Source organism: Sorangium sp. So ce185, assembly GCF_051526825.1.
In the GTDB taxonomy this organism is placed as follows: domain Bacteria; phylum Myxococcota_A; class Polyangia; order Polyangiales; family Polyangiaceae; genus Sorangium; species Sorangium cellulosum_D.
Genome location: NZ_CP150316.1, coordinates 6,271,980 through 6,287,371 on the forward strand (window position 1 = coordinate 6,271,980; position 15,392 = coordinate 6,287,371).

Consider the following 15,392-nt stretch of genomic DNA (forward strand, 5'->3'; position numbering starts at 1 on the left):
GGCGCCTACAGCTCGATCGCGTACACGACGCTGCCGAGCGGCATGCGCTGCATGCGCTCCTCGATCACCCCGCGCAGCGCCTTCCACGCCCCTTCCTTCTCGACGTAGTCGTCGCGCAGGCGCTGCGCGGCGGCCTTGTCGCCGCGCGCCTTGATGCCGAGCACCGTCCTCGCGAGCGCCTCCGCCGCGGCGGGCAGCTTGTCGGCCTGGATCGAGAAGCACCCCTTGTCCGCGCCGTTCGCCGCCGCCTCGCCGCGGTAGAAGCCGAGCGCGCCCGCGTCGAGCAGGCTGCCGAGCTGGATCGCGGCGAGCTGGCCGTACGGCCGCGGCTCGCCGCCCGCGGTGTACATCCCCTGCCCCACCTGCCCGAGCGCCCAGATCACCTCCCGCGTCTCCGCCATGCGGGCGAGCGCCGGATCGATCACGCCCCGCTCGGCGAGCCAGCCGGTGAAGAAGAGCGCGCCGGTCTGGGCCTTGAACTCCTCGAGCATCGTAGCGAGCGGCCCGCCGAAGATCTCGTTGTCGGTCTTGCCCTTCACCTTGTAGTTCTGCGTCGGCCCGAGGTTGTGGGCCGCCTCGTGCAGCACCGTGCCCAGCGTCGCGGCGGGCCGCTCGAGCGAGACGCTCTCCATCGTGGCCTTGCAGAGGAGCGACGCGGCGGCCTCCCGGAGGGCGGCGCGGCTGTCGTCGTCGTCGAAGAGGTTCACCATCGCCACGGTGCGGCCGCGGCCCTCGGTCGCGACCCGCCCCCAGTTCGGCAGGCTCTGCCCCGCGGTCCCGCCGGTCGCGGCGCGCGAGTCGCCGGCGTTCAGCACGACGTCGATGAAGTCGGGCAGGTGGAACGCGACCTTGCGCTCCTTGTACGGCGCGCCCGCGAGCCTCGCGAAGGCCGCCTCCATGTCGGCCTTCGCCGGGTCGAGCTTCTTCTGCCAGGCGAGCGACTCCTGGTTGATGCGCGCGAAGCTCACGTGGAAGCCCGCCTTGCGGCTGCACGGCTCCCAGTACGTCTCGTCCGGCCCCACGCGCAGGTACCACGCCGAGTTCTCGGCGTTCATCTTCGACCACGGCTCGTCCGCGAGCTCCCACTGGTTGTCGAGGAACGCCTGCGACGCCGCGAGCAGGTACGCCTTGAAGGCGGCCTCGCCGGGGCTCTGGATCGCCTCGGCCGCGGCCTTGAGCTCCCGGCTCACCGCCTCCATCTCGGGCTTGTAGGCCTCGCTGTACGGCACGGCCTTGAGCGCGCCGCCCTCCTCGACGACCAGGGTGAACGGCGAGAGGAGCGCCTGCTGGTCGCGCCGCGCCTCGAGCGCGGCGCAGAACTTCTTGTCCTGCTGGAGCCGCGCCGGGTAGGCGCCGGTCACGCGGGGCGGCTTGCCGGGCAGCGCGTTGCAGCTCGGATCGTTGCGGGTCTTCGGCTGCTCGCACCAGGGCCCCTGGTTGCGCCAGAAGAGCGCGCGGCTCGCCGGGTCGTCGGCCGGGATCTTGTCGGCCATGCCCGCGGAGCCGAGCTGCTTCGCGTGGATCTGGTCGATCAGCGCGGCCACCTTGAGCAGGTGGCCGACGATGGCCCGGTCCTCGGCGGACGCGCCGCGGAAGTCGGACCGGAGGAGCGACGGCCGGCCGGCCGCGAGCTCCGCGAGCACGGCGTCGCGGCGGCGCTGCTCGGCCTCGTCGAGGCCGGCGCGCGGATGGCCTTCGGCCTTGATCTTGAGCATGGCGGCGTAGGCCGAGGTGAACTCCGGGGTGAAGGCCCCGGAGGCGACCCAGGCGGGCGCCTTGGTGTGGTGCCAGAGGGCGGCGACCTCGTCGGGCTCGACGGCGCCCGAGCTGTTCCGGTCCGCGATCCAGAAGAGCGGCAGATCGAGCTCCACGGCGATGCGGTTGAAGTCGAGCCGGGGGATCTGCCCGAACGGCGGCGGCGAGGGCGCGGCCTGGGCGGCGGGGGGCGCTGGCTCGGCTGCTTTGGGCGGCTCGGCCGGCGGGGGGGCGTGCGGCTGCACGCAGGCGGCCCCCGCGGCGAGGGCGGCGAGCCCGGCGAGCGCGGCGAGCCCGGCGAGCGGGGCGCGGGAGGCGGGGGTCGGGAGGGCGGTCTTCATGGCTGGAGCTACCGTAGTTGGGCGCGCTCGGGGCTCCGACCCCTTTTCTGCAGGCGAGGTCTCGTCGCCCTGAGCGTCTCGGCCGATGACGTCACGTCCTCGGCGTCTTCGACGACGCACGGTGTCTCCGTCGCAGCTGAGAAGCGCTCTAGCGGCTACCGCAACGTCATGCGCGGCTCGGGCCAGGACCCCAGCCCGCCCTGGGCAGCCGCTGTCCGAAGATGCCGGCCAGGAGCTCTCCCGCGCCGTAGTAGCAGAGATACGCGGCGAGCGCGTACTTGAGCAGCACCGCCGACGCGGGGAGCGAGAGCAGGACGAGGCTGGCGAGCATCGAGCCTGTGCCCACCAGGAAGAGCCACCTCGACTCCACCATGCCCTTGAGCACGACCGACGCCGCGACGCGCAGCGCGCCGGAGACGAACGCCCAGATCCCGACGAGGACCACGAAGATCTCGACCACGTAGCCGCGCCGGAGCACGAGGAGGCCGAGCAGGAGGCTCGCCACGCCGCGCACGCGCGAGAGGAGGCGCCGGACGGGCGGCTCGCGCGACGCCCCGAGCAGCGACAGGGCGCCATCGGCGAGCGCGTAGACCGCGAACGCCGAGACGAGCAGCCGCCACCCCGCGGACGAGCCCTGACCGACGGAGATCGTCAGGGCGCCGGCGCCCACGGCGAGCGCGAGGGCGCCTTGCGCGATGAGGACCCACCGGGAGCGCTCCGGCCGGGTCGGCTTCGGGAAGAGCGTCCGCGCGGCGATGCGCGCCGCGACGATCGGATTCTTCTTCGCCGGCGGCGCGCGGCCGGGCCCCGCCTCCGGGCGCACCACCGGCATCTCGCGCTCGATCTCGCGGCCGTCCTTCCACTCGAGATAGCGCACGTGACCGTCCGGGGAGATGCGGAGAAAGGGATTGTGGGGGCCTGTCCAGGATCCGCTGTTGAAGTACCAATCGCCGATACGACCTGGCTTGTGGGTGTGCCCGAGCACCGCCACGTCGTGGTCGCCCCCCCTCTCCAGCGCTGCGCGGACCCCGGCCACGTGCTCGCCGAGCCGATCCGGGTTCTGCGCCGGCGTCAGGGCCGAGGTGGGGCGCACGTCCCGCTTCGCGCCGCGCCCGTGCATCGTCGCCAGGGCGCGCCGCCAGATCGTCAGCATCGACTCGCCGAACTGCTCGAGGACGTCCTCCACGCTCTCGCCGCTCTCGAGGAGCGGAGAGCCGTTCTCGTCCTCCCACACGCCGGCGAAGATGGCGAGCATGCGGCCGAAGCCTGGATCGTCGCCGGCGTTGAAGGGATCGGTCTCGTGCCCGTGCGAGAAGCGGAACCGCTTGCCTCCGAGCTCCCGGACGAACGGCGCGCGCATGGCGGCGAAGAAGGGGTGATGGAGGAAGTCCGTGTCGATGAAGTGCGCGAGGTCGATGTCGTGGTTGCCGGGCACGTAGGTGAGCCGCAGCGTGGCGAGCTGGTCGAGGAGCGAGCGCCGCTTCACGAGCAGCAGGCTGAGGTTCATCTGCCAGAGCTCGAAGAGGTCGCCGAGGACGAAGAGCTCGCCCCCCTCGCTGCCCACGTGGTCGAGAAATGCGCGCAGCTGTGGCGTCTTCTTGCCGCTATCGAAGTTGTCGCGCACGCCGCCGTCGCCGAGGTGCAGGTCGCTGATGACGAAGATGTCCCTGGCTGCGCCGTCCATCGCCTTGCTCCGGGGTCGAGCGATCCCGCCATGAGACCGGCCGCGCCCCCTGCGCTGCAGGAAACGCAAGCCGCGTGCCTCGACGGCGAGCGGGAGGGCGAGCTCGGGGGCGAGCAGGCGGGCAGTCGTCGCTGGGGTGTCGGTGTTGCGGAGCACCAGGGCGGGGCTGCCGGCGTCTAGCGCGCACTTGGAAGGGCGACGCTGCCGCTCAAGGCCGCGCCGTCTCCTTCCGGGCCAGCAGCGGGGACCAGCCGTCGCTGCCGGGCGCGCGGAGCACCAGGGGCGCGTTGTTCGGCGGGTTGTCCGCGAACGTGAGCAGCGCCCCCGTCTCGTACTTGCGGTTGGTCTCGGTCGCGCCGGCCGCTTCGGCGTACCGATCGCACATGTCCTTCTCTTCCGGCGACACCACGGGGATGTCGACGATCCACCGGTGCAGGACAGCGCCCGATGGCAGGACCTTCTTGGGTCGGTGCCCTGCGATATAGGCGAAGTGCAGCGCGCCGATCTTCCTCCCCGAGCCGTCGAAAGCCGTCCCGTAGAGCTTCACGATCTTGGCCAGCTGTCGCCCGGTGCCGTTGAAGCGGTCCCAGACGACGACCGCATCGCCGTCGCGCAGCTTGCCGAGGGCGCCGAGCTTCGTGAAGTCCGCTTGCCGGAGCACCGCGAAGCTCCGGACGCGTAGATCCTTCTCCAGGAGCCGGACGAGCAACCCCCCGCTGGTCTCGTGCGCGAAGTGCAGCAGGCGAGCTTTCCTGGGGAGCGACGCCTGGATGGTCTCGAGCAAGCTCCGGCAGCCCTTGATGATCTCCGCCTCCGACACCACGCGGAGCCGCTCGATCATTGTCATGGCGAGGCGCTGGTCACGGAGCCCTTCGAAGTTCGAGAGCCAGGCCTCGACGCGCGCATGCCAGTCGATCCGCTCCGCGACACGGTAGCCCGCGAGCTGGGCGAGCACCGCGGTGAGCCGGGGCTCATAGTCGGGGAACATCTGGACGTAGAGCGGGTGCCGTTGCGGTGGCCTCACGGCAGGTGCTCCTCGACGAGCATCGAAGCGCCAGCGCTCCTGGCCTTGTTCCACATCTTCCAGAGCAGGTCGTGGAGCTGGCGCGGCGTGATCAGCGCGGGGTGCTTCGCCTTGACGAGCGCTCCCAGCCCGGCGTCGGCCTGATCCGGCTTGTCTTTATCGACGTGCTTCAGCCCCTCCATGATGAAGGCCTGGATCTCACCTGCCATGGGAGCGTCCGCACGCAGGTCGACGAACCTGTGACGCACATGCTGCGGTGCACCGTCCCACGGGCTCGGCGTCGTGGTGATGAGCAAGCGACCACCGCCGCGGGAGACTGCCTCTGCGATGTTCTTGAGCAGCTCGAACCAGGAGTCGATCTGCGCCCGGGCACGGCCGCGCTCGTAGTACTCCATCCGTCGCTGGCACTCGTCGAGGAGCACATGCACGCCGGCACCCCCGCTCACGGAGTGCTGGATCATCGCCTCTACGACGTCGAAGATCTCGTGCTGCTGGAGGTAGTTGCCGGTGTGTCGCGCGCTCAGGTTCAGCTTCTTGACGGCGTTGTCGTGCGCCTCGACGCCGAGCGCGGCCACCAGCTCGACGTAGATGTCACGATGGATCGTCGTCCACTGCTCGGCAGATCGCTTGCCGACGTCGATCCGCACGAAGATGTCTTTGCGTTAGGTCTCGGCGACGCGGGCGCGGTAAGCATCGAGGGCGGTCGTCTTCCCCGAGCCGATGTCACCGACGAGCGCGATGGTCTGGGGGCAGTCTCCTGTGAGCTCCGCGTCGAGCTGGGCGAGGAGACCGAGCGGCCAGGCCCACCAATCACCCGAACGATACGAGCTGCCTTGGCGCTTGAACGGGTTCGGCATGCGTGGGGCCTCGATGAGGAGCGGGGGAGTGGATCCACTTGATGTAGCCGAGCGAGGTGCGAAACGGAGCGAACGGCCGGTTCGCCGCGGTGGCATATTGAACGATGCTGAGCCGCACGAGCCTCTTGCCGTAGAGGAGCATGCACGCGTGGACGAACGCCTCCAAGGCGTCGGCGGAGGTCCCCGTGAGCCGCTCGAACAGATCGAACGCTTTTACTGCGCTGAGGAGGGGCGGCACGGTCGTCCACCCGCGCGAATCGCTCCACAGCCTCGTCATCTCCAGGACCATCGCGGCGTGCGGTGATAGCTCCTCCATCTGGGTCGAGGCTCCGCGTTCGCGGTCCTCTTCCGTGGTCACGGGGAGGTGCTTCGCCAGCTTGGCCGCGGAGCGGAGCGCGGCCGGGTCGCGAACCCCGAACGCCTCGATGGGGTTGTCCTCCGGATCGAAGGGCGGGAGCAGGAGCCGTCTTCGCGCGTGGAACAGCCGGACCAGGGTCGATGCCTCGATCAGCTCCTCCGGCCCTCCGGCCTTCTTCACCAGGGCCAGGTTGCCGTCGGCGTCCCGAACGACCAGCCCCAGCCGCTCTGCAAGCCGGAGGTACTTGTACTCCGTCGACGGCTGGATCCTCCCTGCCTCGGCGATCGCCCCGATGGCTTCGTTCCGATGCTTAGGGCTCCGCAGGGCCTCCATGCAGTAGCGGACACCGGGCCAGGAGAGCTCGAACATCGGCCGCCTCAGGATGCTCGCCCGGCGCGGAGCGGGGCGGAGTGATCCGATCGAAGCAAGGTGCAGGTTACCCCCACCCCGCCGGACGGCGCAAGCCCGGCACCCGAGGCCGCGCCTGCCGGTTGACGCCGCCGGTGTCCGGGAGCGCCGCGCCGCGGGCCCCGTCGCGGCGGCGCCTCGCCGGGAGCGTCGAGCGAGTCGAGCGCCGAGCCAGGGGCGCAGCAGTCCGGCCATCCCTGGCCGGACTGCTGGCGGGCGGCGCTAGGCGTCGTCCTCTTCGTCGGCTTCCTCTCCCTCGCCGTCCTCTTCGTCGCCGTCCTCTTCGTCGCCGTCCTCTTCGTCGGCTTCCTCTCCCTCTTCACTCGCCTGCTCCGCCTCTTCTTCCTGCTCGGCAGCGGTGCTCACGAGGCGCGACTGGAGCTTCGGCGTCGCCTCCTCGAACGCGTCGCCGTGGAAGTAATAAGCGATCTTCCGGACGTCCGCGTACCGGCGGACCAGGAGGGTCCAGAGCCGGTCGCGCATCTTCTCGGCCTCGCCGCGCTGCTTGGCCGCGGGCCGGCGGGCGCCCTCGGGGGTGAGGGTGTCGAGCAGCCACTCGCTCGCTTCCCGCAGCAGATCGAGCTCTTCCTGGGTGAAGGGGTGCTTGCCGCGGAGCACGGCCGCGTGCTCCTCGTACAGGTGGGCGAGCGCCATGCCGTCGCTGGCGAGGTCGTACTTGCCGCTTCCGGCGCGGATCTCTGCCACCACGTCCTTCGGCAGGAGGCCGCGCTTGGCCAGGGTCTCGGCGAGCGTGAGCATCGGCTCGCGCAGCTCGATGACGAGCTTCAGCTTGGCGTCGATCTCACGAGTGCTCGCGGCCTTCGCCGTGACGCGCGTGGCGGCGAAGACCAGGGCGCGGCCGAGGTCCGGCAGCGCGAGCACGTCATCGAGCGGCAGCTCGGGAAGGGCCTTGCGGATGCGCGCCGGCTCGGCGCAGGCGGCCTGGACGCCGCGCTTCACGTTGGCGAAGGCGATCCGCACGTCCGCGCGACAGACCTCGACGTCGCGCTCCGGGAGATCGGCGGCCAGCGGGGCGAAGCGCTGGTAGCAGGCGCGGTAGGTTGCGTGTGCCGTGGGAGTCGCGGTGGGCGACTTCCCGGTGGAGGGGTGTTGGGTTTTGGCTTTGGCCATCGTGGGAACGTAGATCCGAGCGAGCGGGGCCGTGGGGCAGATCGGCGCCGGATGTGTGCTCGGACGGGGAGGAGCGCAGGAGTTCGACGCGACGGGGGTGGGGCTGCGAGAGGAGGCACGTAGGCTGGCGGCGGAGCCTGGGGCGGGTGTGGATGAGGTCACGTAGTGTCATTTCGCAGGGGGATCTGTAAACGGCGGGACACACGTAGTGTCATTTTGCAGGCAGAGCCGTGAACGGCGGGGCACACGTAGTGTCACTCGGCAGGCCCGGCGGTATCCGACGGGACCTGCGTAGTGTCACCCAGCACGACGCTGCGGCGGCGGAGCGACTCGTGTGGTTTTCCCTGGCACGCCGCCCGGCGTGAGATGGGCAGCGGGCAGCGCTACGATGCACGAAGCCGGTGCAGCGCGAGTCGGCGCAGGCGAGCGCGGAGACCCGGCGAGGGCGGGACCGCGTGGGGTCGGCGAGGGGCGTAATGGGGAGTGCAGGTTAGCCTGGCTGCTCCAGCGTGAGCGCGCGAAGCTGCTCCAGGAAGGGGTGGTTTGGTACCTGCTCGATGAGGACGCCGACAGCATGGCTGAGGAGCTCGCAAGCTTCATCCTCGCGGTCGAGGCGGACGAGCAACATTGCGAGCGCCACTTCAATTGCGGCAGAGTGACACTGGTCAAGCGTGCCATAGTACTTCTCCTGGATAGCTAGAACGCCTCGGTAGGAAGTAGCGGCTTGCTCGAGCTGGCCTTCGGCCTCCAGGATTGCTGCTCTATGGCACAGCAACGCAGCGACGTCGGCGTGCTCCTCCGTGCCGTGCACCTTGGCCAAGATGTTGCTCGATCGCTCGAGTGCCTGCCTCGCTCCCGTGAGGTCATTCTGTGCAGTTAGTACGCCGCCCAGCTCGTACAGAGACGCAGCGACGTCGGCGTGCTCCTCCGTGCCGTGCACCTTGGCCAAGATGTTGCTCGATCGCTCAAACGCATCGCGCGCTCCCGCCAGGTCGCCCTGCGCCCTTAGCACTCTGCCTAGCTCGTGCATCACCATAACCACATCGGTGTGCTCCTCCGTGCCATGCACCTTGGCCAAGATGTTGCTCGATCGCTCAAACGCATCGCGCGCTCCCGCCAGGTCGCCCTGCGCCATGAACACACCGCCCAACGCGTGCAACGACGCAGCGGTAGCGGGGTGCTCCTCCGTGCCGTGTACCTTGGCGAAGATGCCGCGCGACCGCTCAAGCGTCTCGCGCGCTCCCACCAGGTCGCCCTGAGCCATGAAGACATGGCCCAACGCGTGCAACAACGCAGCGACGTCGGGGTGCTCCTCCGTGCCGTGTACCTTGGCGAAGATGCCGCGCGACCGCTCAAACGCATCGCGCGCTCCCGCGAGGTCGCCCTGCGCCATGAACACGCCGCCCAGCTCGTGTAGCGACGCACCGATGTCGGGGCGCTCCTCCGTGCCGTGTACCTTGATCTTGATCGACAGCGAGCGCTCAAACGCATCGCGTGCTCCCGCGAGATCGCCCTGCGCCCGCAGCACAATACCCAGCGCATGCAGTGATGACGCAACTTCAGGGTACTCCTCCGTGCCATGCACCTCGGACCAAATGCCACGTGACCGCTCCAGCGCATGGCGCGCTCCGGCTAGGTCACCCTGCACCCGCAGCACCACGCCCAGCACGTGTAGCGACGCAGCAACGTCGGGGTGCTGCTCTGTGCCGAGGGATTGGGCCAGAAGGGCATGGCCTCGCCGGATGCGCTCCACGGCGCGAGACGGAGACTGCCCCGCCCTGAACTCGGCATAACCGAGCCATCGGTGCCCGAATGGCGATCCGGGAAGTGCGTCCACGTGGCGCTGAGCGAGACGGAGGTTGTGGGCATAGAGGCCGGCATGATCGAACGCTGCATCGATCCGGCGCGCGAGGCGCTCCGCGCGCGCCACATGCGTGCCTTGCAGCGCATGCTCCCACGCCGCCTGCGTGCGCTCGATCCAAACCGCGTCCGACGCCGTCTTGTCAGCCAGCGCCTCCCAGGCCTCGGCCGCAACCTCATGCCACCGCGCCGCATCGTCCGCCTCGAATCGCGGCTCGACCAGCGGGCTCACCCGGTACGCTCGCACGCCGTCGAGCTCGCCGACCTCCAGCAGCCCCCAGCTCGCCAGCACGTCGAGATCCCGGTCGAGGTCGACGGCGAGCCCCTCGGCGAGCGCCGCGAACGCTTCCCTGGGCACCGCGGCCTCGAAGACGCGCGCCCGCTTCACGAACTCGAGCGCCGGCTCGCCAAAGGCCGCCCGGGCCTGCTCGTAGGCCATGTGGCGCAAGAACAGCTCGGCCAGCTCGGCGTGCTTCTTCTCGCTCGCCTCGTCGCCCGGCGCCCAGACCGGCAGCTTCGCCGACGCGCTGGCAGCGACGGCGGCGAGCTCCTCGTCGGTCTTGCCCGCCAGCAGCGCGCGCGCCCACGCAAGGACGCGTGCATTGCGCCCCAGCCGGTCGGCCAGGTCATGCCAGCTCTCGAGCGATACGTTGGCAAGCTCATTCGACACATGCCCGCGCGCCCAGAGCTTTCTCACGGCCGCGCGGTCGAGCGCCCCGACCGGCACGAAGGCGAGCGCCCGCTCGTTCGCCCACGGCACACGAAACTCGGCCGTCGAGGTGATCAAGAGCTTCGGCTTGCCGGTCGCGCACGTGGGCAGCAGCGCCTCGAGCAGCGCGGCCGCCTCGGGCTTCACCAGCCAGGGGCCGCTCGTGCCTGGATCCAGGTTCTGCTCGAAATCATCGAGCACGACGACCACAGGCCGCCTGCGCCAGTGCTCCATCAGGCGCCGCACGCGCTGGAACACCCGCTCCTCGGCGCGGGCGAGCAGCTTCTCCGCGGTCCCGTCTCCTCCGCCGACGGCAACAGCCTCCTGGAACGCATCGAGCACGGCGCGCTCGTCGATCGCGCCGTGCACGACCACCACGGCTAGCTCCGGCGTGTGCTGCTTGGCGCGCTCGATGGCTCGGCCCACCACGCACGATTTGCCGACGCCCTTCATCCCGAAGACGCACGCGCCCGCCACGTCGCGCGCCCCGCTCTTGTGCTCCAGATCTTGCCCGCGAACGACCACGCGGAGCAGCCGCTGCACGAGGCGCCGCCGGCCCACGAAGCCCGTCTTGAGCACGCGCATGCGGCTGCCCAGGAACCTGTAGACCTCGTCGCGATCGACGCGCTCGCTCAGCGGCTCGGCGCGATCGTCGATGCGGAATCCAGCCGCCGATCCGCTGACAAGGTGCAGGGTTCCCCAGGCATGCGCCGGCGCGGGCGCGCGCTCCTCCTCGCGGCGCATCTGCTCGCGGGCGCGGTACATGGCCTCGACCGGCGTCTTGCCGGCGCCGATCTGCTCGTACAGCACCGACGCGGCCAGCATGGCGATCCCGTCGCCGACCGGACGCGTCCAGCCGACCACGTTGGGCACGCCCGCCGCCACGAGCTCCGCCGCGAAGCTCGCGACCGAGCCGCGGACCTCGGCGCTGTTGCAGCACGAAACCATCACGAGCTCCGGCATCGCCTTCGCCCGCTCCAGCACCTCGATGAGCTCCGCCGGCTCGACGTAGCATCGGGCGCCGAACGCGTCCTCCAGGACGAGCCGCGGTCCGCCGGGCGTCTGCACCCCGTGGCCGCTCAGGTGCACGACGTCGAAGCGCTCAAGGAGCAACACGTCGCGGAGCTCCTCCAGCGTGCCTCCCTCGACGACGCGCAACCGGGCGCGGCGCCGCTCGGCCATGGGCGCGATCGCGGCGAGCAGCTCCTCTTCTTCCCGCTCGAAGTCGAACTCGGGCCGGGCATCGTGAGGAGAGAACGCCATGAACGCGATGCGCAGGCCGCCGCTCTCCAGCATGCGAGGAGCGCCGAGGTCCTGGGGCCCGAGCTGCAGGACGACCGTGAGGGGCGGCGCGCGGCGGCGGCGCGTCTCCGCGAACGGCAGGAGCTCCCACCGCATCCACGTGGCGGGGTGCGCGCGCAGCGCGCCGCGGTCGTCGCTCCGCGCGCGCACGACGAGATCGAGCCGGCGGCGCTCGGCGTCCGCCCTCGCAATGCGCTGCCCGAGGGCGCGTTCGGGGCCGTCGAGTAGCTCGACGAGGGCGGCGCTCAGGGCCGCGCGGGTCTCCACGATCGCTACGCTCTCGCGCTGGCTTTCGGCGCGGCTTACCGCCTCGGTCAGGCGGCGGAGGTGCGCGATTTCCTCGGGGCGAACGGCCTTGTTCCTGGGCCCAGGCGCCTCGGTCCAGCTCAGGATCAAGGCGCCCCCCAGATCCAGCCGGAGGTCGACCATCGCGGGCAGCGACCTGGACATTCGCGGTATCGTACGCGACGGGGGATGCACGGTGAAGGGCGCGGTCGGGGCGCTGGTCCTCGACGCCGGCCGCAACATCGGCCGGCCGCGCAGCGATGTTCAGAGCATGCGGCTCATCCAGCCGACCGTCGGGAGCTCATCGCGACTCCCGAACTCACCCCTCCGCCGCCGGCGCGGCCTGGGCGAGCGGATCTCGGTACACGTCGTCGACCGACAGGGTGCACCCGATCGCCTGGAGCTCCGCCCCCTCCCCCGCACGCGCCTCCCGGAGCGTCCACGAGCCATCCTCGTTGCGGTGGAACACCTCGATGCGCGGCTCGTGCTGCGAGACGAGCACGTATTCCCGGAGCGAGGGGATACACCGGTAGTGCGCGAACTTCTGCCCCCGGTCGTACGCCTCCGAGCTGTCGGAGAGGACCTCGATCAGGACGATCGGGTTGAGCGCGGCGTCCGCGTCCTCGGGATCGCACTCGAGCCTGCTCCAAACGACGCTGACGTCCGGGTACGTGGAGAGCCCCGTCGCCTGCACCCGGACGCGTAGGTCTGAGGAATAGACCACGCAGGGCCGCCCGCGGAGGTGCGCCCGGAGCTCGGCGCCGACGCTCAGGCACAGGCGCGCATGCTCGGGCGTCCCGCCGGCCATCGCGAAGATTTCGCCGTTCAGGAACTCGTGCTTCGTCGGGCTCGCCCGCTCCTGGTCGAGATACTCGGCATACGTCCAGATGATCTTGCGCGCCGGCTCGTTCATGGTCCTGCCGAGGATGCCACGCGGGCTCCTCCAAGAGCCAACGGTGCCGTGAGTCTTCTCCGAGGGGCAGGTCTCGTCGCGCTGCCTCCCCCGGCGAGTTCACTACGGCTGCGCGGCCCGCAGCGCCTGCTGCTCCTCCTGCTGGTTCCGGTACGCCTCGATCACGGCGTAGGCCGCCGCGGCCCCCGCCGACGCGCGGCCCTGGGGCTGCGCGGACGGGGGCGCGGCGGCCGGAGGCGACGGGGAGGCCGGAGGCGACGGGGAGGCCGGGGGCGACGGGGCACCGGGAGGCGGCGCGGCCGGCGCCGCTCCGGCCGGCGGCGGCGCGGCGTAAGGGCCGGCCGGCGCCTGGACCGGCTCGCACACGCAGCCCGCCACGGCGCGGTCCACGAGCACGAAGGCGGACATCCTCATCCCGAGCGAGTAACAGGAGCTGGCGCAGTGGGTCGGCCCGCGCTCCGCGGACTCGAGCTCGGCGGCCGTCTGATACCCCCGGTTGCAGCCGCCCAGCGCGAGCGCCCCGGCTGCCATGACAACGAGCACGAACGCCGATCGATGGCCCATGAACGGCGGACTACCCGGGTCCGCGGGAGACGTCAACGAGCCGGCGCGCATCACACCGGCAGCCAATTACGGGTCGATAAGCGCGTGAATGCGCTGCTCCTCCCCGGAGGAGCCCAGACAACTCAGCGCCATCAAGCGCGCACCGCCAGATCGCGCAGCGCGCCCTCGCCACCGCTCTCCCCGCGGCCCTATCCTGAGCGCCATGCCCACGATCCAGAGCACCGCCGAGATCGACGCCGCTCCCGACGAGCTCTTCGCGCTGTCCCAGGACTACGATCTCCGGCTCGAGTGGGACCCGTTCCTCCGCGAGATGCGCTACCGCGACGGCGCGACCGCGCCCGCCGTCGGCGTGCGGGTGTGGGTGCGGGCGAAGAACGGGCTGTCCATGGAGGCCCGCTACATCACCCTGAACCCGCCGGAGCAGGTGGCCATCACCATGGCCGACGGGCCGCGGATCTTCCGCCAGTTCTCGGGCGCGTGGCTCTTCAAGGCGCTGTCGCCGCGGCGGACCCGCGTCACCTTCCGCTACAACTTCACGGCGCGCCCGCGGGTCCTCGCCCCGGTGCTGGAGCCGGTCCTGGCGGCCGTGCTGAGGCGCGACATCGAGCAGCGCCTCGCCGGGCTCAAGCGGAGCGCCGAGACGACGGACATCCTGCAACGCCTGCCGCGGCGCGGCCCGGCGGCCACCTGACGCCGCGGCGAGGCGGCGCCGCCGCAGGAGGCGCGCCGCCGTAAGAGGCGGCGCCGCCGGAGGAGGCCGCGGCGCCGCAGGAGACCGCGCCGCCGGAGCTCAGCGCCGGGCGCGCTCCGTGGACGCGCGCTACCGTGAGGCCCCCCGCGTCCGGCGAGCGCGCGCGCGAGCGAGCGCGAGCCCAAGCCCCGCGAGCGCCAAGGCGAGCCCGCCGCCCGGCCGCCGCTCGCCGCCGACCCCGCAGCCGCCGCCATCGTCCACCGGACCCGGGTTGGGCGCCGCGCCGCCGCCGCCCCCGCCGTCCCCGCCCGCGCCGCCCGCGCCCGGCTCGGACGGGTCCGCGACACAGGCGTGCGCCTCGAGGTCGCAGACCTCGCCGTCGCCGCAGTCCGCGTCGCTCGCGCACGCCACGCACTCCGGCGTCCCCTCCACCAGGGCGCAACGCGGCGTCTCGCCGCGGCACGGGCTGCAGGAGGGCCCGCAGAAGCCGTCGACGGCGCACGGCGCGCACAGCGCGGCGCTGTTGCAGTAGGCGCCCGCCGCGCAGCCGGTCGCCTCTCCAGCCTTGTCGACGAGCTCGCGGCTGCACTGCGTACAGGAGGCCTCGTCCGGGTCCGCGTCGCCGCCCGACAAGGCCTGATAGAGCGACGCCGGCTCGATGATGGCGAAGCCGGACTCCGCGAGGCTCACGCTGCCAGGCTCTCCGGCGCCGAGCTGAAAATCCTCGAACTCGCCGACCAGCAGAGACACCTCGAGCGCCGAATGCTCGGCGATGCCGGCGTAGAGGACCTCGACCGGATACAGGCCCTCCTTCGCGAACGTGACGGTGTTCGTCATGCGCCACGTGGTGAGGCCGAGCTTGAGGGGCTGCGCCAGCACCGGATAGGCGGTCTGCTCCGCGTCGTAGAGCACCAGGGCCACGGCGTCGTCGGCGAAGATGCCGAAGTGGACCGGCTGATCGACGTGCTCGGGCGACACGGCCAGGTAGCCGCGCAGGCGCATGCCGAACGCCACGTTGGGCTCGTTCGACGCGAAGTCGCACCCTCCCTCCGAACAGTCGGGGACCGCGTTGACGAAATCGCCGAAGCTCCACTCGTTCCCGGCGGCGTAGTTGTTCGAGAAATCGAGCGGCGCGCTCACCACGAAGCTCTCGATATCGGTCTGCCCCGGATCGAAGAACGCGGTCATCTTCTCGATGAAACCCTCGGCCGTGGCCGGCGAGACGTAGAAGTCGGCCTCCGCGTCGGTCGATATCCTGTGCGCGCCGCACAGGCCGGCGCCCTTCTCGGCGGGGAGCGGTGCGACCGGATCGCCGGTGATGCTCACCGGCTCGGCGCTCGCGGAGCCCGAGGCTCCGAGCGCGAGGGAGAGGGCGATGACGGAGGAGACGGTAAGGGAGGAAGGTCGGGGGAACATGGACGCTCCTTGCGAAGAAGGGAGTGCAGCCGGCGCAGCCGGCGCAACCGGTCGCGGAAGCTGCGTGGATGCTGGTCGACATCACCTGAAGGCG

General features: G+C 71.1%; 11 protein-coding genes. 1 reads left to right on the plus strand and 10 read right to left on the minus strand.

What is annotated here, in order from left to right:
* Positions 1-5: 5 nt before the first annotated feature.
* From WMF26_RS23005 to WMF26_RS23045, 9 genes are all read right to left on the minus strand, one after another.
* Entirely contained in the window at positions 6-2,096 is a 2,091-nt protein-coding gene (locus tag WMF26_RS23005) for a hypothetical protein (protein ID WP_438002043.1), read from the minus strand.
* 166 nt (positions 2,097-2,262) lie between these two features.
* Positions 2,263-3,780, minus strand: a complete 1,518-nt coding sequence (locus tag WMF26_RS23010; RefSeq protein WP_438002044.1) for a metallophosphoesterase — start codon at positions 3,778-3,780, stop codon at positions 2,263-2,265.
* Between the two features lie 208 nt (positions 3,781-3,988).
* Positions 3,989-4,804 carry a phosphoribosyltransferase-like protein gene (locus tag WMF26_RS23015; protein ID WP_438002045.1) on the minus strand — a complete coding sequence of 272 codons (816 nt, stop codon included), beginning with the start codon at positions 4,802-4,804 and terminating at the stop codon, positions 3,989-3,991.
* Positions 4,801-5,451 carry a hypothetical protein gene (locus WMF26_RS23020; protein ID WP_438002046.1) on the minus strand — a complete coding sequence of 217 codons (651 nt, stop codon included), beginning with the start codon at positions 5,449-5,451 and terminating at the stop codon, positions 4,801-4,803. The genes WMF26_RS23015 and WMF26_RS23020 overlap by 4 nt, the downstream gene beginning before the upstream one ends.
* 163 nt (positions 5,452-5,614) lie before the next feature.
* Positions 5,615-6,388 (minus strand): hypothetical protein, encoded by a 774-nt coding sequence (locus tag WMF26_RS23025; RefSeq protein WP_438002047.1) that lies wholly within the window; start codon positions 6,386-6,388, stop codon positions 5,615-5,617.
* A 261-nt stretch (positions 6,389-6,649) separates the two neighbouring features.
* Positions 6,650-7,558, minus strand: a complete 909-nt coding sequence (locus WMF26_RS23030) for a hypothetical protein (RefSeq protein WP_438002048.1) — start codon at positions 7,556-7,558, stop codon at positions 6,650-6,652.
* Between the two features lie 490 nt (positions 7,559-8,048).
* Positions 8,049-11,879 carry a tetratricopeptide repeat protein gene (locus WMF26_RS23035; RefSeq protein WP_438002049.1) on the minus strand — a complete coding sequence of 1,277 codons (3,831 nt, stop codon included), beginning with the start codon at positions 11,877-11,879 and terminating at the stop codon, positions 8,049-8,051.
* Between the two features lie 154 nt (positions 11,880-12,033).
* Complete coding sequence (locus WMF26_RS23040; protein WP_438002050.1) at positions 12,034-12,627, minus strand: Uma2 family endonuclease; 594 nt, start codon at positions 12,625-12,627, stop codon at positions 12,034-12,036.
* Between the two features lie 102 nt (positions 12,628-12,729).
* Entirely contained in the window at positions 12,730-13,191 is a 462-nt protein-coding gene (locus tag WMF26_RS23045) for a hypothetical protein (protein ID WP_438002051.1), read from the minus strand.
* A gap of 202 nt (positions 13,192-13,393) precedes the next feature.
* Between WMF26_RS23045 and WMF26_RS23050 the strand changes: the two genes are divergently transcribed.
* Positions 13,394-13,882: a type II toxin-antitoxin system RatA family toxin gene (locus WMF26_RS23050; protein ID WP_061621430.1), complete on the plus strand. Its 489-nt coding sequence runs from the start codon at positions 13,394-13,396 to the stop codon at positions 13,880-13,882.
* Positions 13,883-14,011: 129 nt separating this feature from the next.
* Here WMF26_RS23050 and traA read toward each other — a convergent pair whose 3' ends face one another.
* Positions 14,012-15,298, minus strand: coding sequence for an outer membrane exchange protein TraA family protein (traA, locus tag WMF26_RS23055; protein ID WP_438002052.1), 1,287 nt, complete (start codon positions 15,296-15,298; stop codon positions 14,012-14,014).
* Positions 15,299-15,392: the final 94 nt, after the last annotated feature.